21 protein-coding genes and 1 pseudogene are annotated in these 23,809 nt (G+C 74.0%); 6 read left to right on the top strand and 16 right to left on the bottom strand.

Annotated features, from left to right (window positions below; all coding sequences use genetic code 11):
• The 4 genes from BU198_RS39115 to rimP all read right to left on the bottom strand — a co-directional run.
• Window positions 1–345 (bottom strand): translation initiation factor IF-2 N-terminal domain-containing protein (locus tag BU198_RS39115; protein WP_188301490.1); only part of this gene is annotated, 345 nt, incomplete at its 3' end.
• Window positions 346–574: 229 nt separating this feature from the next.
• Complete coding sequence (locus tag BU198_RS39110) at window positions 575–868, bottom strand: YlxR family protein (protein ID WP_188301489.1); 294 nt, start codon at window positions 866–868, stop codon at window positions 575–577.
• A 76-nt stretch (window positions 869–944) separates the two neighbouring features.
• The gene (nusA, locus tag BU198_RS39105) at window positions 945–1,946 is read right to left on the bottom strand and encodes a transcription termination factor NusA (protein WP_188301488.1); all 1,002 of its coding nucleotides are present in this window, start codon (window positions 1,944–1,946) and stop codon (window positions 945–947) included.
• Between the two features lie 54 nt (window positions 1,947–2,000).
• Complete coding sequence (gene rimP, locus BU198_RS39100) at window positions 2,001–2,540, bottom strand: ribosome maturation factor RimP (RefSeq protein ID WP_188301487.1); 540 nt, start codon at window positions 2,538–2,540, stop codon at window positions 2,001–2,003.
• Window positions 2,541–2,822: 282 nt separating this feature from the next.
• On the opposite strand from rimP, the gene BU198_RS39095 reads away from it, so the two are divergent.
• Window positions 2,823–3,770 carry a ferritin-like domain-containing protein gene (locus BU198_RS39095; RefSeq protein WP_188301486.1) on the top strand — a complete coding sequence of 316 codons (948 nt, stop codon included), beginning with the start codon at window positions 2,823–2,825 and terminating at the stop codon, window positions 3,768–3,770.
• Between the two features lie 330 nt (window positions 3,771–4,100).
• Window positions 4,101–5,018: an aminoglycoside phosphotransferase family protein gene (locus BU198_RS39090; protein ID WP_188301485.1), complete on the top strand. Its 918-nt coding sequence runs from the start codon at window positions 4,101–4,103 to the stop codon at window positions 5,016–5,018.
• Here the strand turns inward: BU198_RS39090 and BU198_RS39085 are convergent.
• The 5 genes from BU198_RS39085 to dxr form a co-directional block, all read right to left on the bottom strand.
• Window positions 5,015–5,578 (bottom strand): GNAT family N-acetyltransferase, encoded by a 564-nt coding sequence (locus BU198_RS39085; protein WP_188301484.1) that lies wholly within the window; start codon window positions 5,576–5,578, stop codon window positions 5,015–5,017. The two genes, BU198_RS39090 and BU198_RS39085, sit on opposite strands and share 4 nt — an antisense overlap.
• Window positions 5,579–5,647: 69 nt before the next feature.
• Window positions 5,648–6,523, bottom strand: coding sequence for a GNAT family N-acetyltransferase (locus tag BU198_RS39080; protein WP_188301483.1), 876 nt, complete (start codon window positions 6,521–6,523; stop codon window positions 5,648–5,650).
• Between the two features lie 169 nt (window positions 6,524–6,692).
• On the bottom strand, window positions 6,693–7,853 hold the full coding sequence (gene ispG, locus BU198_RS39075; RefSeq protein ID WP_188301482.1) for a flavodoxin-dependent (E)-4-hydroxy-3-methylbut-2-enyl-diphosphate synthase: 1,161 nt from the start codon (window positions 7,851–7,853) through the stop codon (window positions 6,693–6,695).
• A 143-nt stretch (window positions 7,854–7,996) separates the two neighbouring features.
• Window positions 7,997–9,301: a M50 family metallopeptidase gene (locus BU198_RS39070; protein WP_188301481.1), complete on the bottom strand. Its 1,305-nt coding sequence runs from the start codon at window positions 9,299–9,301 to the stop codon at window positions 7,997–7,999.
• 69 nt (window positions 9,302–9,370) lie between these two features.
• Window positions 9,371–10,612, bottom strand: a complete 1,242-nt coding sequence (gene dxr / locus BU198_RS39065; RefSeq protein ID WP_188301480.1) for a 1-deoxy-D-xylulose-5-phosphate reductoisomerase — start codon at window positions 10,610–10,612, stop codon at window positions 9,371–9,373.
• Window positions 10,613–10,691: 79 nt separating this feature from the next.
• Between dxr and BU198_RS39060 the strand changes: the two genes are divergently transcribed.
• Window positions 10,692–11,360: an NAD(P)H-binding protein gene (locus BU198_RS39060; protein WP_188301479.1), complete on the top strand. Its 669-nt coding sequence runs from the start codon at window positions 10,692–10,694 to the stop codon at window positions 11,358–11,360.
• A 92-nt stretch (window positions 11,361–11,452) separates the two neighbouring features.
• Here the strand turns inward: BU198_RS39060 and BU198_RS39055 are convergent, their stop codons facing one another.
• From BU198_RS39055 to BU198_RS39045, 3 genes are all read right to left on the bottom strand, one after another.
• Entirely contained in the window at window positions 11,453–12,895 is a 1,443-nt protein-coding gene (locus BU198_RS39055) for an aldehyde dehydrogenase family protein (RefSeq protein ID WP_188301478.1), read from the bottom strand.
• A 186-nt stretch (window positions 12,896–13,081) separates the two neighbouring features.
• Entirely contained in the window at window positions 13,082–14,650 is a 1,569-nt protein-coding gene (locus tag BU198_RS39050) for a PucR family transcriptional regulator (RefSeq protein WP_188301477.1), read from the bottom strand.
• 156 nt (window positions 14,651–14,806) lie between these two features.
• A complete protein-coding gene (locus BU198_RS39045; protein ID WP_188301476.1) occupies window positions 14,807–16,879 on the bottom strand; it encodes an ATP-binding protein in 2,073 nt (690 codons plus the stop codon).
• 241 nt (window positions 16,880–17,120) lie between these two features.
• On the opposite strand from BU198_RS39045, the gene gabT reads away from it, so the two are divergent.
• Entirely contained in the window at window positions 17,121–18,476 is a 1,356-nt protein-coding gene (gabT, locus tag BU198_RS39040) for a 4-aminobutyrate--2-oxoglutarate transaminase (RefSeq protein WP_188301475.1), read from the top strand.
• Window positions 18,477–18,956: 480 nt separating this feature from the next.
• Window positions 18,957–19,619, top strand: a complete 663-nt coding sequence (locus tag BU198_RS39035) for a phosphatase PAP2 family protein (protein ID WP_188301474.1) — start codon at window positions 18,957–18,959, stop codon at window positions 19,617–19,619.
• On the opposite strand, the gene BU198_RS39030 is transcribed toward BU198_RS39035, so the two are convergent.
• On the bottom strand, window positions 19,592–19,924 hold the full coding sequence (locus BU198_RS39030) for a DUF2218 domain-containing protein (protein ID WP_188301473.1): 333 nt from the start codon (window positions 19,922–19,924) through the stop codon (window positions 19,592–19,594). The genes BU198_RS39035 and BU198_RS39030 overlap by 28 nt on opposite strands.
• Before the next feature lie 167 nt (window positions 19,925–20,091).
• Between BU198_RS39030 and BU198_RS39025 the strand changes: the two genes are divergently transcribed.
• Window positions 20,092–20,616: a MarR family winged helix-turn-helix transcriptional regulator gene (locus tag BU198_RS39025; RefSeq protein ID WP_223245537.1), complete on the top strand. Its 525-nt coding sequence runs from the start codon at window positions 20,092–20,094 to the stop codon at window positions 20,614–20,616.
• A gap of 2 nt (window positions 20,617–20,618) precedes the next feature.
• On the opposite strand, the pseudogene BU198_RS39020 reads toward BU198_RS39025, so the two are convergent.
• From BU198_RS39020 to BU198_RS44095, 3 genes and pseudogenes are all read right to left on the bottom strand, one after another.
• Window positions 20,619–20,822: pseudogene (locus tag BU198_RS39020) on the bottom strand (EamA family transporter); the annotation flags it as partial.
• Between the two features lie 197 nt (window positions 20,823–21,019).
• Window positions 21,020–21,784, bottom strand: coding sequence for a ZIP family metal transporter (locus BU198_RS39015; RefSeq protein ID WP_188301472.1), 765 nt, complete (start codon window positions 21,782–21,784; stop codon window positions 21,020–21,022).
• A 280-nt stretch (window positions 21,785–22,064) separates the two neighbouring features.
• Window positions 22,065–23,516 carry a restriction endonuclease gene (locus BU198_RS44095; RefSeq protein ID WP_188301471.1) on the bottom strand — a complete coding sequence of 484 codons (1,452 nt, stop codon included), beginning with the start codon at window positions 23,514–23,516 and terminating at the stop codon, window positions 22,065–22,067.
• Window positions 23,517–23,809: the final 293 nt, after the last annotated feature.

The raw sequence follows: 23,809 nt of genomic DNA, 5'->3' as shown, positions 1-23,809 counted from the left end.
GGCGGCAGCGGCGGGGGCGGCCGGCGCGGAAGGCGCGGCGGCAGCCGGGGTCGGACGGGGACCAGGGGTCGCGCTGGGGCGCGGACCCGGGGTCGGAGCCCCCGGCTTCGGGGTACCCGAGCCGGCAGCGGGGGAGGGCGCCGCGGTCTTCCGCGGGCCCGGCTTGGCGGATCCACCACCGGTGGGGGCCACACCAAGTGCGTCAGTCAACTTGCGCACGACCGGCGCCTCGATCGTCGAGGACGCCGAACGAACGAACTCGCCGAGCTCGGTGAGCTTGGCCATGACGGCCTTGCTCTCCAAGCCAAGCTCCTTGGCGAGTTCATAAACCCGGACCTTAGCCACTTCACTCCTGTCTATGAGTCCGGGGGTCTCGTCCGCCGGACTGTCGCTACTTCATGGGCGTACCCATCGCGTACTCATCGCGTACTCATCGAGTGCTCATCGCAATCTCGACCTACTTCCACATCGCGAGGTACCTGACTGGTGGCACGGCGCGCGGCGGCCCGCGCGCTGGGCTTGTTGCGGTGGTTCCCCGCCGCGCGAGCGGCGGCTGTCGCGGAAGGCGGCCCGCCTAGGAGGCTCCGCCCGCCCGCTCCCCGATGAACTCGCGGAGCCGATCCGTGTCGAGCGCGCCCTGGAGCCGGAAGGCCCGGGGGAACGCCCGACGGCGGACCGCGAGGTCGAGGCAGGCCGGATCGGGGTGCACGTGAGCACCTCGGCCCGGGAGTGCGCCACGGGGATCAGGGACGCATTCGCCCTCGACCGCCGTGACACGCAACAACTGGTGCTTGGCCGCGCGCTTGCGGCAGCCCACGCAGGTGCGTTCCGGGCGTGCTCGGACATGCGTCCGGCCAGACGAAGGCAAGTCTACCCCTCCGAAGGGACATGGCGCCGCCCTGCCGGTCCCGGAGGACCGACGAGGACGCCCACGACGACACTGATCACCGGGCCTGCGATTCCTCGGCCTGGTCCTCGGTGTCCGGCCGGATGTCGATCCGCCAGCCGGTCAGACGCGCGGCCAGGCGGGCGTTCTGGCCCTCCTTGCCGATCGCCAGCGACAGCTGGTAGTCCGGCACGATCACCCGTGCGGAGCGCTGGACGGCGTCCACGATCTCCACACTGGTCACCCGCGCGGGCGACAGGGCGGCGGCCACCATCTCCCTCGGGTCCTCGGACCAGTCGACGATGTCGATCTTCTCGCCGTGCAGCTCGCCCATCACGGCGCGAACCCGGGCGCCCATCGGGCCGATGCAGGCGCCCTTGGCGTTCAGGCCCTGGCGGCGCGACCAGACCGCGATCTTGGTCCGGTGGCCGGCCTCGCGGGCGATCGCCGCGATCTCCACGCTGCCGTCCGCGATCTCCGGGACCTCCAGCGCGAACAGCTTCTTCACCAGGCTCGGGTGGGTGCGCGACAGCGTCACCGAAGCCCCGCGCACGCCGCGGCGCACGGCCACCACGTAGCACTTCAGCCGGGTGCCGTGCCGGTAGTCCTCGCCCGGGACCTGCTCCTGCGGCGGCAGGATGGCCTCCAGCTTGCCGATGTCGACCAGCACGTTCTTCGGGTCGTTGCCCTGCTGGACGACACCGGTGACGATGTCGCCCTCCTTGCCCGCGTACTCACCGAAGGTCTGGTCGTCGGCGGCGTCGCGCAGCCGCTGCATCATCACCTGGATGCCGATGCTGGACGCGATCCGGCCGAAGCCGCTCGGAGTGTCGTCGAACTCCTTCGGCTCGACGCCCTCGTCCAGCTCCGCCGGGTCCTCCATCGCCCACACGGTGACGTGGCCGCTCTTGCGGTCCAGGTGCACCCGGGCCCGACGGCGCGAGCCCTCGGTGCGGTGGTACGCGGTGAGGAGGGCCGACTCGATGGACTCGACCAGCAGGTCGAAGGGGATGTTCTTCTCGTTGACCAGCGTGCGCAGGGCACTCATGTCGATGTCCACGGCTACGCCTCCTCGTCTTTCGTCACGTTCGTCATGGTCGTACGGCGTCCGGAATCACTCGGTGCCGTCGTCCCCCTCGTCGATGTCCGCGGCCTCGTCCAGGAGCTCGTCGTCACCCTTGCGGTTGAACTCGACCTGGACGCGCGCCCGGGCCACCTCGGCGTACGCCAGACGGCGCTCCTTCGGGCGGCCACGCCCCTTCACCGGCTGCACCTCGACCAGTGCGCCGTCCTCGTCGGCCTCCAGCACCCGGGCGACGATCTCCCCGCCGTCCGCCAGGTGGATCTTGGCCAGCCGACCCTCGGCGCGCTGCCAGTGCCGGGGCAGGACCAGCGGACGCTCCGCACCCGGCGAGCCGACCTCCAGCAGGTACGCGTCGTCCCCCATCAGGTCCGACCCGTCCAGGGCCTCACCGACCACCCGGCTGAACTCGGCGATGGCGTCCATGTCCACACCGTCGTCGGTGTCGACGTCGATCTGCACCTGCCGACGGCTGCCCGCCCGGGTGACCCTGACGTCCTCCAGGTCCAGTCCGGCCTGCTCGGCCAGCGGCTCCAGCAACGCTCGCAGCCGGTCGGTGTGGGTGGTGCTCATCCGGGTGGACTCCTCGGCCGCGTCTGCTGTTGTCAGAAGGTCGCTCCGCGCCCCCGGTGGCACACCGGATCACGACAGCTCGGCCCAAAGCCTATCCGGTGAAGCCCCCAACCACCGATTCCGGACCGCCCCCGGCCGCTCGCGCACCACCCACTGCGAGCAAGCTCACACCCGGCACGGCATCCCCGAACCGGGCACGGGAACGTGGGGATTCTGTAATCATTCACGCCAACGAGGGGAGGCGGGGAGGCCGTCCTCCCGTACCCGCCCGGAGTGACCCCGATGCAGCCGCCCAGCCGACGGACCTTCCTGGCCCTCGGACTGCTCACCACCCTCACCGCCTGCACCGGCGGCTCCACCGACCACCCCGCGGACCCCACCCCGCCCCGCGACCCGGACACCCCCGCCCGCCTCCGCGCGATCGGCGCCGCCGACCTCCTGCTCGGCGCCTACGACACCCTGCTCACCGCCCCCGGCGCCCAGACCGCCTTGCTCCGGCCCCTGCGCGACGACACCGCCCGGCACCGCGCCACCCTCGCCCAGGACCTGCCCACCTCCAGCCCGTCCAGCCCCTCCCCCACCGGCACCCCGGCCACCGGCACCCCGACCCGCTCCCTCCCCACCCTCGCCGAACTGGCCGCTCTGGAGCGCCGGACCGCCGAAGCCCGCCTCGACGGCCTCTCCGAGGTCACGCCGCCCCTCGCCCGCCTGCTCGCCTCCATCGCCGCCTCCAACGCCCTGCACGCCGCGGCCCTCGGCGACCGGACCCCCGTCACCACCCCCGACAACCGCGACGCCTCCGGCCCCACCGCAGCCGTCGCCGCCGTCCCCTCCCTCCAGGCCGCCCTCAGCGCCGAACACGCCGCCGTCTACGGCTACGGCATGGTCGGCGCCCACCTCCCCGACGACCCCCAGCGCACCGACGCCCGCACCACCCACGCCGCCCACCAGGCCCAACGCGACGCCTGGCAACGCCTCCTCACCGCCGCCTCCGCCGCCCCCACCCCCGCAGCCGGCGGCTACCAGCTCCCCTTCCCCGTCACCTCCCCCGCGGACGCCACCAAGCTCGCCATCCACCTCGAAACCCGCCTGACCACCGTCTACGCCGACCTGGCCGGCACCATCTCCGCCCCCTACCGCCACCACGCCGCCACCGCCCTGCGCGAAACCACCCTCCGCGCCCACCACTGGGGCGCCCCCACCACCCCCTTCCCCGGCATCCCCACCTGACCCGGGAACCCAGCAGACACCCAGCCCAGCCCGCCCCTGCCCTCAGCCCCCACCCACTCCCCCCACCACCCACCAAGGCAAGCCCCCCGTGATTTCCCTCCCGGCGAGAGGGATGTGCTGCGGGCGGGGGCGGCGCAGGGGGTGGCCCGGAGAGGGGCGTGACGGGTGATTTTCAGACTGCCACCCCTGTCGTGCGTCGCACCCACGAGCAGGGCAGTCCGAAAATCACCCAGCCCCCGGAGCGGCCACCCCCGGAGCCGCCCCCGCCACCCCACCCTCCCGAAAGCCCCCCGCCCACACCCCCACCCCCCAAACCCCGACAATGGACCCATGTCGGGAGCCGAACCCACCATCACCGTCCCCCCCTGGCTGACGCACAACGTCACCGCCACCCACTACGACACCGGCCGCCAATGGCTGGCCACCCTCCCCACCAGGACCGCCACCCACCTCGCCGCCTGGAACCTCACCCCGGAACGGACCCTCGACCCCGGCGGCAGCCTCAGCCTGGTCACCTACGTCCACCGCGACGACCTCTCCCCCGCCGTCCTCAAGGTCGGCCTCCCCACCCCCGAGACCGCCCACGAGCACACCGCCCTCACCCACTGGGCCGGCCGGGGAGCCGTCCTCCTCCTCGACGCCGCCCCCGCCGAGGGCGTGCTCCTGCTCGAACGCCTCCACGGCGAGATCCCGCTACGCTCCCTCGCCGAGCCCAAGGCCATGCTGGAGGCCACCAGCCTGCTGCACCGCCTCTGGACGGAACTCCCCGAGGGACACCCCTTCCCCACCGTCCCCCAGCGGATCGCCACCACCGCCCGCCTCGCGGAGCACCCCCACCCCGTCAGCACCGAGGCCCGGCACCTGATCACCGAAGCCCTGGACACCGCCCGCAACCTGGCCGGCGACGCCGACGAGTCCTTCCTCCTGCACGGCGACTTCCACCACGGCAACGTCCTGGCCGCCGACCGCGCCCCCTGGCTGGCCATCGACCCGCGCCCGCTGGCCGGCGAACGCGCCTACGACCTGGCCCGCCTGGCCCTGGACCGCGCCGACACCCTGATCGGTTCCCCCGGCGCCCCCGCCGCCGTCCGCCGCCGCCTGGGCCGGCTCTCCGAAGCCCTTGAGGTCGACCGGGACCGGCTCCGCGGCTGGACCCTCTTCCGCGCCGTCGACCTGGCCCTCCGCGCCCTCGTCCCGGACCGCCGCGAGGACGCCGAGCTCTACCTTGAGTTCGCCAACTCCCTCTAGCCCAAAGAGATTTGAGCCCCGGCCCCGCGCAGGGGCAACCGGGCCCCCATCACCGCGTACAGCCGGTCCGTCGCCGGAAACCGCACCGCCCGCGCCAGGTCCCGGTACCCCAGCGCCCGGTACAGCCGCCGCGCCGGCGTCTCCGCGTCGATCGCCGAGAGGATGCTCCGGTCCAGTCCCGACCGCTCGCACAGCGTCCGGATGATCCGCGAGCCGATCCCCTGCCCCTGGAACTCCGGCAGCACGTGCAGCTCGGTGACCGCGAAGACCCCGTCCAGCCAGCCCTCGTGCCCCCCGGTGGTCAGATAGGGCTCGATCACCGTGCTCCACCAGTGCTCACGCCGGTTGGGCATCCCGTACCCGAACCCGACCAGCCGCCCCCCGCTGACCGCCCCGAGCGCGATCACCCCCGGCTGCTGGGCGTGCCGCCCCACGATGTGCAGCCGTACCGCGACCTCCTCGGGCGTGAGCCCGAACGCCACCGCCTGGACCTCCAGCGCCTGCGGCGCCCAGTCCGCAAGGTCGATGGCCCCGATCGTCACCCCGGTCAGCTGATCCATGCTCCGGACGTTACTACCAGCCGCCCCGCGGCGCGGCCGAAGATCCCAACAACCCCGCACGCGAACCGCTCAGAAGAGAACGCTCATGAACGCCCCGACCTCCCGGAACCCCACCCGCCGGTACGCGGCCCTGGCCCGCAGGTTGAAGTCGTTGACGTACAGCGACACCACCGGCGCCACCTCCCGCAACGCGATGCCCAGGACCGCCGCCATCCCCGTCTCGGAGAGCCCCTGCCCCCGGTGCTCCGGAGCGACCCAGACCCCCTGGATCTGGCAGGCCCCCTCCGTCACCGCCCCGATCTCCGCCTTGAAGACGACCTGCCCGTCCTCCCCGAACCGGGCGAACGACCGTCCGGTGGAGACGAGTTCGGCCACCCGGGCCTGGTAGAGGAGCCCGCCGTCCCCCGCCAGCGGCGACACCCCCACCTCCTCGGTGAACATCGCCACGCAGGCCGGCATCAGGGTCTCGACCTCGTCGCGCCGCACCCTCCGCACGAGCGGATCCGGCGCGATCTCCGCCGACGGTACCGAAGTCGCCAACAGCGGCTGGTGGGCCCGCACTTCCCGCGCGGGGCCCCAACTGCGCTCCAGCAGCGCCCAGAAGGCCGCCGTGGCCGCCGCCGGCCCGACGATCGAGGAGCACCGCCGTCCCTGCCGGCGGGCCCGTTCCGCGAACGCCGCGACCGCCTCGGGACCGGCGTCGACCAGGACCAGGTTCGCTCCGGCGTAGCAGAGCGCGGCCAGCACGCCGTCGCCGTCGTACCAGCCCCAGATCTCCCCGCCGAGCCGCCACGGGTCCAGCCCGACGGCCTCGACCCTGGTCGCGACGAAGGCGTTGGCGACGGGGTCGCGGTGGAGGATCTCCAGGGCGTCCCCGAGGTCGGGCGGCTCCAGCACCCGGGTGGTGGCCAGGGCCCTGGCGGCCTGGAATGAGCTCGGGAGCATCACACCTCGATCGAGCATCGAGACAGCACCTCACTGAGACGACTCTGGCCGCACCCTACTCCGTGGCCCCACCCGGCTACGGCCGCGGGGCCGTCCGCGAACGGACGGCCCCGCTTCCGGAAAACGCCGCGCGGACCCTCCCGCGCGGTCAGGACAAGCTATGCGGGGCTCACTCGCCCGCGACCACGGTCGGCGCCCCCGACTCGACGCCGGCCGCCTGCATCTGCTCGGCGAGCTTGAGCGCCTCCTCGATCAGGGTCTCGACGATCTTCGACTCGGGGACGGTCTTGATGACCTCGCCCTTGACGAAGATCTGCCCCTTGCCGTTGCCGGAGGCGACCCCGAGGTCGGCCTCCCTGGCCTCGCCGGGACCGTTCACGACGCAGCCCATGACGGCCACCCGCAGCGGCACCTCCATGCCCTCCAGCCCGGCGGTGACCTCCTCCGCGAGCTTGTAGACGTCCACCTGGGCGCGGCCGCAGGACGGGCAGGAGACGATCTCCAGGCCGCGCTCGCGCAGCCCGAGCGACTCCAGGATCTGGTTGCCGACCTTGATCTCCTCGGCCGGCGGGGCCGAGAGCGAGACCCGGATGGTGTCGCCGATGCCCTCGGCCAGCAGCGCGCCGAAGGCGACCGCCGACTTGATGGTGCCCTGGAAGGCCGGACCGGCCTCGGTCACGCCGAGGTGCAGCGGGTAGTCGCACGCGGCGGCGAGCTGGCGGTAGGCGTTGATCATCACGACCGGGTCGTTGTGCTTGACCGAGATCTTGATGTCGCGGAAGTCGTGCTCCTCGAACAGCGAGCACTCCCACAGCGCGGACTCGACCAGCGCCTCCGGGGTGGCCCGGCCGTACTTCTCCATCAGGCGCTTGTCGAGCGAGCCGGCGTTGACGCCGATCCGGATCGGCACGCCCGCGTCCTTGGCGGCCTTGGCGATCTCGCCGACCTTGTCGTCGAAGGCCTTGATGTTCCCCGGGTTCACCCGCACCGCGGCGCAGCCCGCGTCGATCGCCGCGAAGACGTACTTCGGCTGGAAGTGGATGTCCGCGATGACCGGGATCTGCGACTTCCTGGCGATGATCGGCAGCGCGTCGGCGTCGTCCTGGGAGGGCACGGCGACCCTGACGATCTGGCAGCCGGACGCGGTGAGCTGGGCGATCTGCTGGAGCGTGGCGTTGATGTCCGAGGTCACCGTGGTGGTCATCGACTGCACCGAGACCGGGGCGTCGCCGCCGACCGGCACGTTGCCGACCATGATCTGCCGGGAGTAGCGGCGCTTGGCCAGCGGCTTGAGCGGCAGGGACGGAATACCGAGCGAGATCGCGGTCATGTGCGCAGGGTTCCCCGGGGTAGAGGTGTGGTCGACCGCCCGGCCGTGACACGGCCGAGGCCGGGCGCGCTGACGATCGCGCACCCGGCCTCCACGGTACGGCACCGCCACGGCGCCCAGCACACCCGCGGTACCCGAACGCCCTAGCCGATCTTCACCGGGTTCACCAGGTCGGCGACCATCACCAGCAGCGTGAAGCCGATGAAGACGCTGGCCACCACGTACGCCACCGGCATCAGCCTGGCGACGTCGAAGGGGCCCGGGTCGGGCCGCCTGAACACCTGTGCGAATCGACGCCGGACCGCCTCCCAGGCCGCGCCGGCGATGTGCCCGCCGTCCAGCGGGAGCAGCGGCAGCATGTTGAAGAGGAAGAGCGACAGGTTGATGCCGGCCAGCAGGTTCACGAAGACCGCGATCCGCTGGGTGCCGGGGATGTCGAGCGAGAAGACCTCGCCGCTGACCCGGGCGGCGCCGACCATGCCGATCGGCGAGTCCGGGTCGCGCGGGGCGTCACCGACGACCGCGTTCCACAGCCCGGGGATCTTGCCGGGCAGGGCGATCAGCGACTTCACCCCGTTCTCGGCCATGTCGTACATCCGGTCCACCGACTGCCCGAATCCCAGCTGGACCACACCACTCGCAGGAGTGAATCCAAGGAACCCGGCCTGGACGGTCGCGCCCTTGATCGGGATGTTGTTCCCGTCGTACTTCTGGACGTCGTTGACCGCGATGGTCGGAGTGAGGGTGTGCTGCTGACCGTCCCGCTCGACCACCACCGGCACGGTCCTGCCGGCCGACCTGCGGATGTCCTCCTGGAGCTGGTCGTAGCCGCGGATCCGGTCGCCGTCGAAGGAGAGGATCTTGTCCCCCGCCTTCAGCCCGGCCTGGGCGGCAGGGGTCTGCGGGGCGCCCTCCGGGCAGCTGTCGGTGGGCTGGCCCGCCTTGACGACGCACTGGGCGACGGTCTTGACCGTCGGCACGCTCATCTGGACGCCGAAGCCCATCATGACGGTCAGGAAGAGGCCGAACGCCAGGACCAGGTTCATGAACGGCCCGGCGAACATGACGATCATGCGCTTCCACGGCTTGCGGGTGTAGAAGAGCCGGCTCTCGTCACCCTCCTGGATCTCCTCGTAGGAGGCCTCGCGGGCGTCCTCGATCATGGTGCGCCAGGGCGAGCTGCTGCGCTTGGTGATCCTGCCGTCGTCGCCCGGCGGGAACATCCCGATCATCCGGATGTACCCGCCGAACGGGATCGCCTTGATGCCGTACTCGGTCTCGCCCTTGCGGCGTGACCAGAGGGTCGGGCCGAAGCCGACCATGTACTGGGGCACCCGGATGCCGAACAGCTTGGCCGTGGAGAGGTGGCCGAGTTCGTGCCAGGCGATCGAGATCAGCAGCCCGATGACGAAGACCAGGATGCCGACCACCGTCAAAACCGTTGCCACCGCTGGTCCTCCGTCATGCCGCTCCGCTCATCGTCTCGTCCTACCGCAATCGGGGCCGTCAGTCGACCGTCAGCCGGCCGCCAGCTCGCGGGCCCGGGCGCGCGCCCAGTCCTCCGCGTGCAGGACGTCCTCGACCGTCAGGGAAGTTCCCGCCGCCGGAGCGCCGTCCCGCTGACCGTGCTCGGCCACGACCTTGGCAACAGTGTCCACGATTCCGGTGAAGGCGAGGCGGCCCTTCAGAAATGCCTCCACGCACTCCTCGTTGGCCGCGTTGAAGACCGCCGGGCTGGTGCCACCCAGGGTGCCCACCTCGCGGGCCAGCTCGACCGCGGGGAAGGCCTCGTCGTCCAGCGGGAAGAACTCCCAGGTGGCCGCCTTGGTCCAGTCGCAGCCGGGGGCGGCGTCCGGCACCCGGTCCGGCCAGCCGATCCCCAGCGCGATCGGCATCCGCATGTCCGGCGGACTGGCCTGCGCCAGGGTCGACCCGTCGGTGAACTCCACCATCGAGTGCACCACCGACTGCGGATGCACCACGACCTCGATCCGGTCGAAGGGCACGTCGTACAGCAGGTGCGCCTCGATCACCTCCAGGCCCTTGTTCACCAGGGTGGCCGAGTTGATCGTGACGACCGGGCCCATCGCCCAGGTCGGGTGCGCCAGCGCCTCCTGCGGGGTCACCCCGGCCAGCTGCTCCCTGCTCCTGGTGCGGAACGGACCGCCGCTCGCGGTCACCACCAGCTTGCGGACCTCGGCCCTGGTCCCGCCCGCCAGCGCCTGGAACAGCGCGGCGTGCTCGGAGTCCACCGGCACGATCTGGCCCGGCTTCGCCACCGCCTTCACCAGCGGACCGCCGACGATCAACGACTCCTTGTTGGCCAGCACCAGCACCCGGCCCGCCTCCAGCGCGGCCAGCGTCGGCCGCAGGCCGATCGAACCGGTGATGCCGTTCAGCACCGAGTGGCACTCCATCGCGGCCAGCTCGGTCGCCGCGTCCGGGCCCACCAGCACGGCCGGCAGCGGACGGCCCGCCGCCTCGGCGGCCAGCGCCTCGCGCAGCGCCGGCTCGGCCGCCGGGTCCGCCACCGCCACGGTGTGCACGCCCAGCCGCAGCGCCTGCTCGGCCAGCAGCTCCACCCGGCCACCCGCCGCCGACAGGGCGACCACCCGGAAGCGGTCCGGGTTGCGGAGCACCACATCGATCGCCTGGGTGCCGATCGAACCGGTCGAGCCCAGGATCACCAGCTCCCGGGGGCCGGAGGGGTCCGCCACGATGGGCGTGAAACGCAGCTGCGGGTGAGCGAGCGAAGTCATGCGCCCATTGTGTCCTGTCCGCGGCACCGCCCCCGACCCCCACGGGCCGCCCCGCCCCTCCCGGGCTACCGTCGGAACCATGCGTACCGTCATCGCCGGGGGCCACGGACAGATCGCGCTCCGGCTGGAACGGCTGCTCGCCGCACGCGGCGAACGCCCCGCCGGGATCATCCGCCGCCCCGAACAGGCCCAGGACCTCGCCGACGCCGGCGCCGAACCGCTGCTGCTCGACCTGGAGGCCGCCACCGCACCGCAGCTCGCCGCACTGCTCACCGGGGCCGACGCGGTGGTCTTCGCCGCCGGCGCCGGCCCCGGCAGCGGCGCCGCCCGCAAGAACACCGTCGACCGGGACGCCGCCGTGCTGCTGGCCGACGCCGCCGAACTCGCCGGCGTCCGCCGCTACCTGATGGTCTCGGCGATGGCCGCCGACGCCGGCGCCCACCACCCCGCCGACCAGGTCTTCGAGACCTACCTGCGGGCCAAGGGCGCCGCCGACGACGCCGTCCGGGCCCGCACCGCGCTGGAGTGGACGGTGCTGCGCCCCGGGCGGCTCACCGACGGCCCCGGCACCGGCCTGGTCCGGCTGGCCCCCTCGGTCGACCGCGGCGCGGTGGACCGGGCCGACGTCGCCGCCGTCCTGGCCGCCCTGCTGCACGAGCCCGCCACCGCCGGGCTGACCCTGGAACTGGTCGCCGGGAACGCCACCGTCGAGGAGGCGGTCGCCGCGGCCGCCGGACACGACGGCTGAGCCCGGGACGGACCCGGGAACGCGAGGAGGGCCCGGTTCGGCGAACCGGGCCCTCCCGCTACGGCACTGCTACGGCACTGCCACGGCGTCGATCAGAGGTCGAGGCCGGTCAGGACCATGACCTTCTCGACGGTGTAGTCGTCCATCGCGTACTTGACGCCCTCACGGCCGACACCGGAGTCCTTGACGCCGCCGTACGGCATCTGGTCGGCGCGGTAGGACGGCGCGTCGCCGATGATCACACCGCCGACCTCCAGCTCCCGGTGCGCGCGGAAGGCGGTCTGGAGGTCGTGGGTGAACACGCCCGCCTGGAGGCCGAACGCCGAGTCGTTGACGGCCGCGAAGGCCTCGTCCACGCCGTCCACTCGGTGCAGCGACAGCACCGGGCCGAACACCTCGGCCTTGGCCAGGATGGCGTCGCCGGGCAGGTCGGCCAGCACGGTCGGGGCGTAGGTCGCGCCCTCGCGGGTGCCGCCGGTGAGCACCTTGGCGCCCTTGGCGACCGCGTCCTCGACCCAGGACTCGACGCGCTTCGCGGCGTTCTCGTCGATCAGCGGGCCGACGTCGGTCGCGTCGTCGCCCGGGTCACCGGTGACCTGCGCCCTGACCTTGGCGACGACCTTCTCCGCCAGCGCGTCGTACACCGACGCGTCGGCGATCACCCGCTGCACCGAGATGCAGGACTGGCCGCCCTGGTAGTTGGCGAACATCGCGATCCGGGTGGCCGCCCAGTCCAGGTCGGCCTCCGAGGACCAGTCGGCGAGCACCACGGCCGCGGCGTTGCCGCCGAGCTCCAGGGTGCAGTGCTTGCGCGGCACCGAGTCCATGATCTGGTAGCCGACCTTGTCCGAACCGGTGAAGGAGATCACCGGCAGGCGCTCGTCCTGCACCAGGGCCGGCATCCGGTCGTTCGGCACGGTCAGGATCGACCAGGAGCCGACCGGCAGGTCGGTCTCGGCCAGGATCTCGCCCAGCACCATCGCCGACAGCGGGGTCGACGGGGCCGGCTTCAGGATGATCGGAGCGCCGACCGCGATCGCCGGGGCGACCTTGTGGGCGACCAGGTTCAGCGGGAAGTTGAACGGGGCGATCCCCAGCACGACACCGCGCGGGAAGCGGCGCACCACCGCGAAGCGGCCCACGCCGCCTGGGTCGGTGTCCAGCCGCATGGTCTCGCCGTTGGTGCGGCGAGCCTCCTCGGAGGCCCAGCGGAAGACCGACACCGCGCGGCCGATCTCACCGCGGGCCCACTTGATCGGCTTGCCGTTCTCGGCGCTGACCAGCTGGGCCAGCTCCTCGGTGCGCTCGGTCAGCCGCTTGGCCACGTGGTCCAGGGCGGCGGCACGCTGGTGCGCCGGGGTGGCGGCGAACACCGGCAGCGCGGCGACGGCGGCGTCGAGCGCCTCCTCGACCTGGGCCTCGGTCGGGATGCTCACCTTGCCGACCAGGCGGCCGTCCCAGCTGTTGTGCACCTCGAAGTCGGCGTCACCGCTCGCCCGGCGGCCGGCGAGCCAGAATTCGTACGTGGTGGTCACCGTGGTACCGGCCCTCTCCTCGTCTGTCCTACGGCCCACGGACGTGGGACCCGGTTTTGAGGGTAGGGGCGGCGGCGCGCCGACCGGATTGGCCGACTCGGAGCGTTCGGCCCCGGGGCCACTCCACCGCGTCCTACCGGCGGGGCGTCCGCGTCACGCCAGGACCCCGGGGACGCCTCAGGGGCCCTACTCCTCGCCCGAGCGGAGCGCCAGCCACAGCTCCATCCGCACGTCCGTGTCGTCCAGCGAACGGCCCAGCAGCTCCTCGACCCGGCGCATCCGGTAGCGCAGCGTGTGCCGGTGCACGCCCAGGTCCGCCGCGGCCGCGTCCCACTGGCCGTGCCGGGACAACCACGCCCGCAGCGAGGCGACCAGGTCCCCGCGGGCCGTCCGGTCGTGATCCCGCAGCGGCCGCAGCAGCCCCTCCGCGAAGGCCGTCACCGCGTCCTCGCCGAGCAGCGGCAGCAGCGACCCCGCGCCGACCTCCTCGTGGTCCACCGACCTGCGGCCACCGCGCAGCGCCACCGCCAGCGCCCGCTCGGCCTGCGCGTGCGCCGTCCCTGCCTCCTCCAGCGCGGCCGGCGCCGACACCCCCAGCGACAGCCCCTCGTGCTCCTCCACCGCCCCCAGGCAGGCCCGGTGCACCGCGCCGTTGTCCAGCGCCAGCACCATCAGCCGCGGCCCGTGCGCCCCGTCCTCCCGCGCCACCAGCAGCTTCTCGCCCACCCGGGCACCCGCCTGCTCGGCCCGGTCGCCCAGCTCCCCGAGCGACTCGGCGGAATCCGCGTTCGCCGCACCGACCCCGGCCACCAGGACCCGTATCGTCCCCTCGGGCATTCCCCCGAACAGCCCCACCGCCACCTGGCGGGCCGTCGCCACCTCACCGGCCAGCACCATCCGCAGCAGCGCCGCGCCCATCCGCTCCTCGGCCTGCCGCAGCTCCCGCGAACGCTCCAGGGTGAGGGTCAGCAGCGCCACCGCCGCGTTCAGCACGTACCGCTCGGTCGGCGTGATCCGGTCCTCGGTCCCCACCGCCAGGAAGCCCCGGGCCCGCCGGTCCGCCCCCAGCGACTGGACCACCACGTAGTCCTCGTCCGCCGTGTCTATCCCCGGCGCGCGCCCCTGCAGCGCCGCACTCGACGGCGCCGGCCGCCGACGCAGCCGGTCCACCTCAGCCGCCAGCCGCCCGGCCCGGCGCGCCGCCCAGTCCGGAGCCACCACCGACAGCGCGCCCGACCCGTCGTACAGCGCCGCCCAGCCCCCCAGCCGGGCCGCCAACCGACGCACCACCGCCGTCGTGCCGTCCTTGCCGAGCGCCGCCCTGGTCAGCTCCTCCTGCGCCTCGAAGCTGGTCGTCACCGCCTCGTACTGCTCCGCGGCCAGCGCCGCCGACACCACCTTGCTGATCGCGATGAACGGCGTCGGCTCCGGCACCCGCAGCAGCGGCAGCCCGCGCTGCGCCGCCGCGTCCACCAGCGCCTGCGGCACCTCGGTGTGCGACAGCCCCACCCCGATCCCCAGCCCCACCACCCCGGCATCGGCCAGCCGGTGCACGTACGCCTGCAACCGCGCCGCCGTGCGGCCCAGTTTGATACCGGTGGTGAGCAGCAGCTCGCCACCCTCCAGGAACGGCGTCGGATCGTCCAGCTCACTGGTGTGCACCCAGCGGACCGGGCGCTCCAGGTGATCCGCACCGGCGAGGACCGTCAGATGGAGCGACGTGTTGCGGACGACGGAGGCGAGTGTGGGGGGCATGGCACCTTCGGGGGATCGACCTGACCGCGCCGTTGCGGCCGGGCGAGGAGAGGGACACGGGACCGATGAGGGTCTCTCCCCTTCATTATGGACGCTCCGGACAACCCGCACTGCCGAATCCACCTCGAAGGCGACTTCCCCCCCGCCGCCCCGCCGTCACCCCCGCAGATCCACCAGCAACGGCGGCACCTGCTCCCCCGACACCGCCGTCAACGACACCACCGCATGCCCGGCCGGCAGCGCGTGCGCCAGATCCGACGGCGACCACCGCAGCCGCTCCACGTCCCGCGTCGTCACCGACTCCGTCTGCGCCGCCGTCCCCGACAACGCCTTCCGCCCGACCCGCCCGGCCCGCCTGATCACGCCACCGGAGGTGTCGGGGGTGTGGGTGACGGCGGTCTCCTGCACCAGGTGCGTCCCCCAGGCCTCCGAGAACAGCTTCCCGTCCCACGGCGCGATCCCCGGGAACGCCATCCGGCAGCCGACCGCGCCGAACAGCGGCGCCCGCAGCGCCTCCGGCAGGTCCACCAGCGTCCGCAGCAGCAGCACCGCGCCCGCGTTCGCCCCGCGCATCCGCTGCACGCCGCGCACCGCGGTCGCGTCCAGCGCCGCCGAGGCGTCGTCCACCACCAGTCCGGCGAACAGGGAGCGGTCCTCGCGAGCCCCGGCCGCCTGCACGAACTGCCCCACCACCAGCCGGGACAGCATCCGGGCCGCCTCCGGGTGGCTCCGCTCCGGCAGCTTCACCCGCACCCTCAGCGGATGGTCCAGCACCCGCATCGCGAACGGGGGCCGACCGGTGCCGTCGGTCGCGAAGGCACCCTCGAAGGCGGGCCGCTCCAGCAGCGCCAGACGGTCCGCCAGCAGCGCCCCGGGGTCGTCCGCCCGGTCGCGCTGCCGCTCCCGGTGCTCCAGGTCCCGCTCGTGGACGGCCAGCCGGCCGGCCACGCCGAGCGCCTTCACCAGGGCTGCCAGCACATCCGGCTCACCGGCCAACAGCCCCCGCAGCTCCCGCACCCCGGGGTAGCGGCCGTACGCGGCGTGGAAGGGGCCCACCACCTGCTGCAACGCGGTACGGGCGGGCTCCGAGCGGGCGGTCAGCTCGTCCGGCAACAGCGCCTCGGCCAGCCGGGCGGCCGCCTCGTCGGGGTCCTGCGCGGCGCCGTAGAGGTCCAGCCCGTACACCGAGGACGGGTCACCGGGGGCGATCACCACGTCGTACCAGGAGTCCGGGCCGAGATCGGAGTCCGCCGCCCCGACCACCACCACGCAGGCGGTGCCGGACAGAGCCTGCAGGCACAGCGCCTCGGCCACCGGCCGGGCCAGCCGCGCCGTCTTCCCGGTCCCGGCCGGGCCCACCGCGAGCAGCGAGGTCCCCAGCACCGCCGGATCCAGCGCGAAACCGGCCGCCCGGTGGCCCAGCGGGTTCTTCGGGACGTCCTGCGCGGTACCGAGCCTGACCTGGGCGAGCAGCAGGTCGTGCCGCTCGGCGCGACCGGGCAGCTCGCGGGACTCGGAGGGGTGGGCAAAGGCCGCGGCGCCGCGGGCGGCCACCTGCCCGGTGAAGGCCGGCACGAACACCGGGTCCGCCTGGGCGGACTCCCAGGCGCGCTGGATCCGCACGTAGTCGACGTCCCCCACCACCTCGGCGTCCAGCCGGGCGGCCGCCTCGGCCGCGCCACCCCGGCGCAGCCCGTCCCACGGGTCCTGCCCCCGCGCGACCTCCGCCCCCGGGACGTCCTCCTCGGCGGGCTGCTCCTGCGTCACCGTCCGCGACAGCAGCGGCGCAACGTACCGGCGCCACACCTCGGGCCAGCGGCCCATCCGGCCGAAGATCTTGATGACCACGGCGGCCACCAGGACGTTCACCGACAGCCCTACGACAGTCACCAGCGTCTCGGTGGGGTGTTCAACCCAAACAGTCATCACGATCAGGTGGAGCACCAGTTGGGTGCCGTAGACGAAGGCCAGCCACGCCACCACCCCGTTCAACCCCGCCCGCAGCAACAGCGGCCAGGCCGCGACCCTGGCCGCCTCCGCCCGTTCCGGGTCCATGCGCCGGTAGCCGAGCCGGTAGACGCCCGGGTCGGCGTCGGGGCGGGGCGCGCGGGCCCAGGCCGCGAGGTCGAAGGGGCCGTTCGCGGCCGTGCCGGGCCGTTGGTGGGGCAGGGGGGTCGGGGGTCTGGTGCCGGTGCGCTCGCTGTGGTGGTGTGCCCCGCCCTGTGCCATGTACGGCCCCGCTCCCTCGCCCGCCCGGCCCGACCGCCGTCGGTGCCGCCATACCCATGCCGCCGTACCGGCGACACGCCCGCGCTCAGGGTAGTGGAGCGCGGCCTGCGGGTAGTCGCACCACCCGCGCTGGCCGTGCCGGACAAGTCGGAGGGCGCACTGCTACCGAGTGGCGCGTGCCCGGGTGGGGAGGGCGGCCGTAGCCTGCGAAGCACCGAGCCGAGAAGTCTGGAGAAACCCCATGAGCGCCGCAACGCCGCTCCCGCAGGAGCGCCGCCTGGTCACCGCGATCCCCGGTCCGAAGTCGCAGGAGCTGCACGCCCGCAAGCTGGGTGCGGTGGCGGCCGGTGTCGGCACCACCCTGCCGGTGTACGTGTCCCGTGCCAACGGCGGCGTGCTGGAGGACGTGGACGGCAACTCGCTGATCGACTTCGGTTCCGGCATCGCCGTGACCAACGTCGGCAACAGCGCCGAGGCCGTGGTGGCCCGGACGACCGAGCAGCTGGGCAACTTCACCCACACGTGCTTCATGGTGACCCCGTACGAGGGCTACGTGGCCGTCGCGGAGCAGCTGAACGAGCTGACCCCGGGTGACCACGAGAAGCGCACCGCGCTGTTCAACTCGGGCTCCGAGGCCGTCGAGAACGCGGTGAAGATCGCCCGCGCCTACACCAAGCGCCAGGCCGTCGTGGTGTTCGACCACGGCTACCACGGCCGCACCAACCTCACCCTGGCGCTGACGGCGAAGAACATGCCGTACAAGCAGGGCTTCGGTCCGTTCGCCCCCGAGGTCTACCGGGTGCCGGTCGCCTACCCGTACCGCTGGCTGACCGGTGCGGAGAACGCCGCCGCCGAGGCCGCCGCCCAGGCGATCGACACCATCAACAAGCAGATCGGCGCCGAGAACGTCGCCGCGATCATCATCGAGCCGATCCAGGGCGAGGGCGGCTTCATCGAGCCGGCCAAGGGCTTCCTGCCGGCCATCGTGGAGTTCGCGAAGGCGAACGGCATCGTGTTCGTCGCGGACGAGATCCAGACCGGTTTCTGCCGCACCGGCCAGTGGTTCGCCTGTGAGGACGAGGGCATCGTCCCGGACCTGATCACCACCGCCAAGGGCATCGCCGGCGGCCTGCCGCTGTCCGCGCTGACCGGCCGCGCCGAGATGATGGACGCCGCGCAGACCGGTGGCCTGGGCGGCACCTACGGTGGCAACCCGGTGGCCTGTGCCGCCGCGCTGGGCGCCATCGAGACCATGAAGGAGCAGGACCTCAACGGCAAGGCGCAGCGGATCGGCGAGATCATGCTGGGCCGCCTGCGGGCCCTGCAGGAGAAGCACGCCCACTCCGAGCGGGTCTGCATCGGTGAGGTCCGCGGCCGCGGCGCGATGATCGCCGTCGAGCTGGTGAAGCCGGGTGGCAAGGAGCCGGACGCGGAGGCCACCGCGGCCATCGCCAAGGCCTGCCACGCCGAGGGCCTGGTCGTGCTGACCGCCGGCACCTACGGCAACGTGCTGCGCTTCCTGCCGCCGCTGGTCATGCCGGAGCACCTGCTGAACGAGGGCCTGGACATCCTGGAGGGTGCGTTCGCCGCTCTCTGAGCGGTGCCGACCGTCAGGTCGTGAACCCCCTTCCGGAGGGTTGTCCGGACAGCACTGAACGGCCCGTGGGGACCTCTGGTCCGCACGGGCCGTTCAGTTTCCCGGCGCACCGGGCGAGCGGTCCGGGCACGGTCGACGGGGCGCCCCGGGGCCGCCCGGCGCAGGGTGAAGATGATGTGCGGAATCACTGAAGGCACTCGGCGTGGAAGGGCTGTTGACGTAGTGTCATCGCAGATGGACAGCGAGCCCCAGCCCTTGGCGAGGCCGTCCGCGGGGCCCCCTCCGGGGCCGGTTCCGCGGGTGCCGCGCGAGGACGACCAGGCCGGCCCGGAAGGGGCGGCGCACACCGAAGGCCGATCGACCGACCGTCCGACCCACACCCCCCGGGGCGCACGGAACGGCGATCATCAGAGCCGCCCCGGAGCTCTCCCCCCTGCTCCGGGGCGGCTGTCCGCCGTCCTGGGCCGGGCGGCGCGCTCGGTGGCCGTGCCGGTGGTGGCGGCGGTGCTGTTGCTGGTGGTGTCCTGGCAGGTCGCGGTGGACGGGCCGCTGCTCGGCGTGGACCGTTCGGTCCGCCACGCGGTCCGCGCCGCTCACCGGGACTCTCCTGACGCGCTGCCCGACCGCCTCGGCCACCTCCTGTCGGACCTGGGCAGCAGCGTCCCCGCGGTCCCGGTGCTGCTGCTGGCCGGCGCGCTGGCCGCCTGGCGGGGGCGCCGGACCGGGGCCGGACGCTGGTGGCTGCCCCTGCCGGTGGCGGCGCTGACGGCGGTGCTGATCCCGCTGCTGGTGGTCCCGGCGAAGGCGGCCTTCGCCCGGCCGGGCCCGCTCGGGGAGCCGCTGACGGCCGGCCAGTGGGGCTGGTACCCCTCCGGGCACACCGCGACCGCGGCGATCTCGTACGGGGTGGCGGCAGTGCTGCTGGCCCGAGTGGCGGGGCCGCGTGCCGTCCGGGGGCTGACGGCGGCCGCGGTGCTGCTGTCGCTCGGGGTGGGCGCGGGGCTGGTGTGGAGCGACTTCCACTGGCTGCTGGACGTCGTGGCGAGCTGGTGCCTGGCCGTCCTGGTGCTGTGGGCGCTCGCCCGGTGGCTGCCCCGGCCCGGGGCCGGGAGCCGTCAGGCCTCGGGGTCCTCGTTGCGGTGAACCATGCCGGGCTCGCCGTTGTCCCGGTGCCACTCGATGACGAGTTCGTCGCGGGCGCCGAAGCGGACCAGGTGGCGGCCGACCACGTCCTCCAGGCCGGGGAGGTTCTCGCGCTCGCCCTCGACGGTGAGCAGCAGGGCGTCCGGCTGTGCCTCCAGGGTGGCGGTGCCGGCGCCGAAGACGAGCGTGCCGCGGCCGGTCTCGTCGGAGTAGGTGGCCTCGATCTTGCGCCCCATGTGGGCGGTGAGCTGCTTGGCGTAGCGGCCGGGGCGGTCGGTGGTGACGCGGGCTTCGGAGCGGGGCATGGGCCCTCCAGGGTCGGGGAGGGAAACTTAGGGTCCCCTCACTAGAGGCAACGCTAACCCAGATACTGAGCTAGGCTCAACATATTTCCGCGATCGCCGTCCACCATCGGCTGCGGGCCCCGGACCGGCCGCTACCCTGGGGCGGACGCCAGCCGAGGAGACCGCCGATGACCACCACGCCGACCGACGGACCGGCGGCCCCCTCCCCCGGCCCCCGACCCGGCACCCCGGGCTCCGCCGCCGAGCTGGCCGACGCGATGACCAGGGCGATCAAGCGGATCCGCCGCCAGACCGGCTGGCGGCTGGAGCCGTACGGCATCACCCCGGGCCAGGCCAGGGCCCTGCGGATGCTCGCCCACGTGCCCGGCTGCGAGACGCCCGACCGGGCGATGCGGCTGAGCGACCTCGCCGACCAGCTGCACATCGCCCCCCGCTCGGCCACCACCGTGGTCGACGCGCTGGAGGAGGCCGGCCTGGTCGAACGCAGCCCCGACCCGGCCGACCGGCGGGCGGTGCGGATCCTGCTGACCGAGGCCGGACGGGCGGCGGTGGAACGGATCGGGCAGGTCAGGGACGAGGTCGCACAGGAGTACTTCGGCGAGGTCAGCCCCGCCGACGAGGAGGTGCTGCTGCGGGTGCTGCGCTCCGCCGAGGCCCGTTTCCTCGCAGCCGGGCCGCCGAGGCGGTACTAGCCGGGGCGTTTCCCGGCCGCCCCCGGACGGAGCGCGGTGAAGCCGGCCTGCCCCTGGAGCACCAGGGAGGAGAGCCCGGCCGGCATCCCGGTGTGCATGCCGAGGAAGAGCAGCCCGAACTCGACCTCCCCGAGGACCACGCCGACCACCACGGCCCAGCGCCGGGCGGCCCTGGGCGGGCCGACGAGGAAGACCGCCGGAACCGAGCCGCCGGGTGTTCGCGCTCGGGCGCTCCCAGTCCTCCCGGCGGCCGGCCATCACCGCGGCGCTGGGCTCGATGCGGGAGAGCTGGGGGCGGCTGTTGGCCCGAGCGCCGGCCCCGCCTGAGCAGCAGGGTGTCCGGTTCGAGGGGCACGGCATCCGGTTCGGCGACCGACGGGCCGGTCCCCGCCTCGTCCGGGCCTCAGCCGGCCAAGCCGATCACCAGCCACATGAAGCCGACCCCGGCCACGGTGCACAGCAGGGTGCTGCGCGAGGGGTGCGGGCTGTGCGCCTCCGGGAGGATGTCGGAGGTCGCCAGGTAGAGCAGGAAGCCGGAGAAGAAGCCCAGGTAGAGGCCGAGCAGGTGCTCCGGGATGGTGAACGCCAGGGTGATCGCCGCGCCGGACACCGGGGCCACGGCGTCCGCCGCGAGCAGGGTCAGCGCCCGCCGCCGGTTGTTCCCGTACAGCCGGGTGATCGTGTACGTGTTGAAGCCGTCGGCGAAGTCGTGCGCGACCACCGCGATGGCCACCACCGTGCCGACCGTGGTGCCGGCCTGGAAGGCCGCGCCGATCGCGAAGCCGTCCATCACGCTGTGCCCGACCAGGGCCAGCGCGGCGGTCAGCCCGATGCCCTGGCGCCCGGCCTCGTGCGCGTGCCCGTCGTGGTGGCCGTGGGAGTGCGCGGCGTACTCGCCCTCGTGGCCGCGGTGGATGGCGACCGCGCGCTCGACCACGTGGATGGTGAGGAAGCCGGCCGCGAACATCAGCAGGGCCTGCGGCACGCCGTGCACCTCGCCCGGCGCCTGGTGGATCGCCTCGGGCAGCAGGTCGAAGGCGACCACGCCGAGCATCAGTCCGGCGGCGAAGCCGAGCACCAGGTGGCGGCGGTCGCGGGTGCGCTGGGCGACGAAACCGCCGACCAGGGTCATCAGGAACGCCGCGGCGGCGACCAGTACCGCGGTCATCGGGCCGGCTCCGCCGCGGGTCCGGCCGGCCGGCCGGGGCCGTCGTGTGGTCCGCCGAACGCTCTGCCCATTCCTCTCCCCCTGGGGTCCGCCCGTGGCCGGGACGACCGCCGACCGTACCGGACGCCCGTACGGCGGTGATCACCCGGGGTGCCGGGGTCCGGCCGGGAGCCGTTCCCCCAGCCTCGGTCCGGGGGTGCCGGGCCGCCCGCCGGATGGGCCGTCGGTGTGAGGCTTCCGGCGGGGCTCCCGACGGGCCGGCCGACCGGAGCCGGGGTGGTCAGCAGCCGGTGGCGAGCGGCAGCCCGAGGTGGGTGCCGGCGAGTTCGCGGACGCCGTCGCCGTCGATCAGGTGGAGGTGCCGGTGGCTCGCCTCGGCGGTGAGGTCCAGCACCTCGTCGGTGAAGCTGCCGGTGGTCAGCCGCAGGCCGCGCTCGGCGGACTCCTCGCCGACCGCCTCGGCCAGGGTCTCTATCTGCTCCGTGCCGATCGGCGCGGTGTCCCGGGAGGCCCAGACCACCCAGCGGCCGGGCAGCGAGCTGCCGGGCGCGCCCTCGCCGGTGGCGACCAGCCCGGCCGGGCCGCGCAGCCGGACGCTCCACTGCGCGATGCCGCCCCGGGTCAGCAGGTCGCGCACCAGTTGGGCGAACTCGTTGGCGGACAGGTCGGAGGCGGCCGGCACGGTGGCCCCGGCCTGGGCGGCCGGCTGGATCCCGGCCCACGCGTACGGGTTCGGGGTGACGGCCGCACCGAGCCGGCGCAGCCGCACCAGGGCCTCGTCCTGCTCGGCGTCGGCGTAGACGCCCTCGTCGTCGCGCTCCTCGTACGGGGTGCCCGGCGGCAGCAGGCGGGTGCGGGCCAGCGCGTCGCGGTCGGCGTCCACGCTGACCAGGCAGAGCGGCTCGGTCATGGCCGGATCGCGCAGCCAGCCGTTGAGGACGACACCGGCGAGTATCTCGTCGGTGTCGACGGCGTCGGCGGCCTGGAGGGCGCGCAGGGCGAGCCGGGCGACCAGCCGCAGGTAGTCGGTGGCCCGGTCCGCGGGCGGGCGCGGCACCGGGAGGATGTCGCCGTCCGGGGCGAGCCGGTAGCCGGTGAGCGAGGGCACCAGGCCGAGCGGCGGCAGGTCGAGGTCCAGCACGGCGGTGCGGGTGAGCGGGCGGAACACCGCCCGGCAGGGGGCGGGCAGGTCCTGGGTGGCGGTCTCGGCGGCGGCCAGCGCCCGTTCCAGCAGCGACTCGACGGCGGCCGGCTCGGCCAGCCGGTAGGCCCGCCGGCACTCCTCCAGGCTCTCGTTGTACTCGCGCACGGCGCGGGCCCTGGCCTCCTCGGCCGCCTCGTGGGCGCGCCGGGACTCGTCGGCGGCCGGGCTGCCGGCCTCGGCCCTGCGGGTGCGCCACTCGCGCAGGGCGCGCTGGTGGGTGAGCCTGGCCTGGGCCAGTTCCCGCTGGTAGCCGGAGTCGAGCAGCCGGCGGGACGGGCCGCTGTCCGGATCGGCCGCGGGCGGCTCGGCGGGGGCGAAGTCCTCCCAGCGGGGCTCCTGCCGGTCGTCGGTGCCGGGGGCGTCGGCCGGGTAGGGGCGGGGCTGGTAGTGGCGCAGCTGGCTCTCGAAGTCCATGGCCGAGACGGGCAGCGCGGCCCGCCGCAGCAGGTCGGTGAGCCGGTCGTGCTCGGCCTGCACGGCGAGCGTGCGGTGGTGGGTCAGGGCGGCGGCCCTGGCGTGTGCCGCCACCGCCTCGTCCGGGTCGGCCTCACCGGGGCCGGGGGTTTGTTTTTGTTGGGGGGGGGGGGGGTGGGTGTGGGGGGGGGGGGGGGGGGGGGGGGGCGGGGGGGGGGGGGGGGGGGGGGGGGGGGGGGGGGGGGGGGGGGGGGGGGGGGGGGGGGGGGGGGGGGGGGGGGCCGGGGGGTGGGGGGGGGGGGGGGGAGGGGGGGGGTGGGGGCGCCCCAGTGGTGGGCGCGGAGGGTGGTTTCGCGCAGGGCGGTGGCGGCGTGGTGGCGGTAGGGGGCGGAGATGGTGCCGGCCAG

Source organism: Streptomyces sp. CBMA156 (assembly GCF_014596515.1).
Classification (GTDB): Bacteria; Actinomycetota; Actinomycetes; order Streptomycetales; family Streptomycetaceae; genus Kitasatospora.
This window is presented reverse-complemented; position numbering and strand designations above follow the sequence as displayed.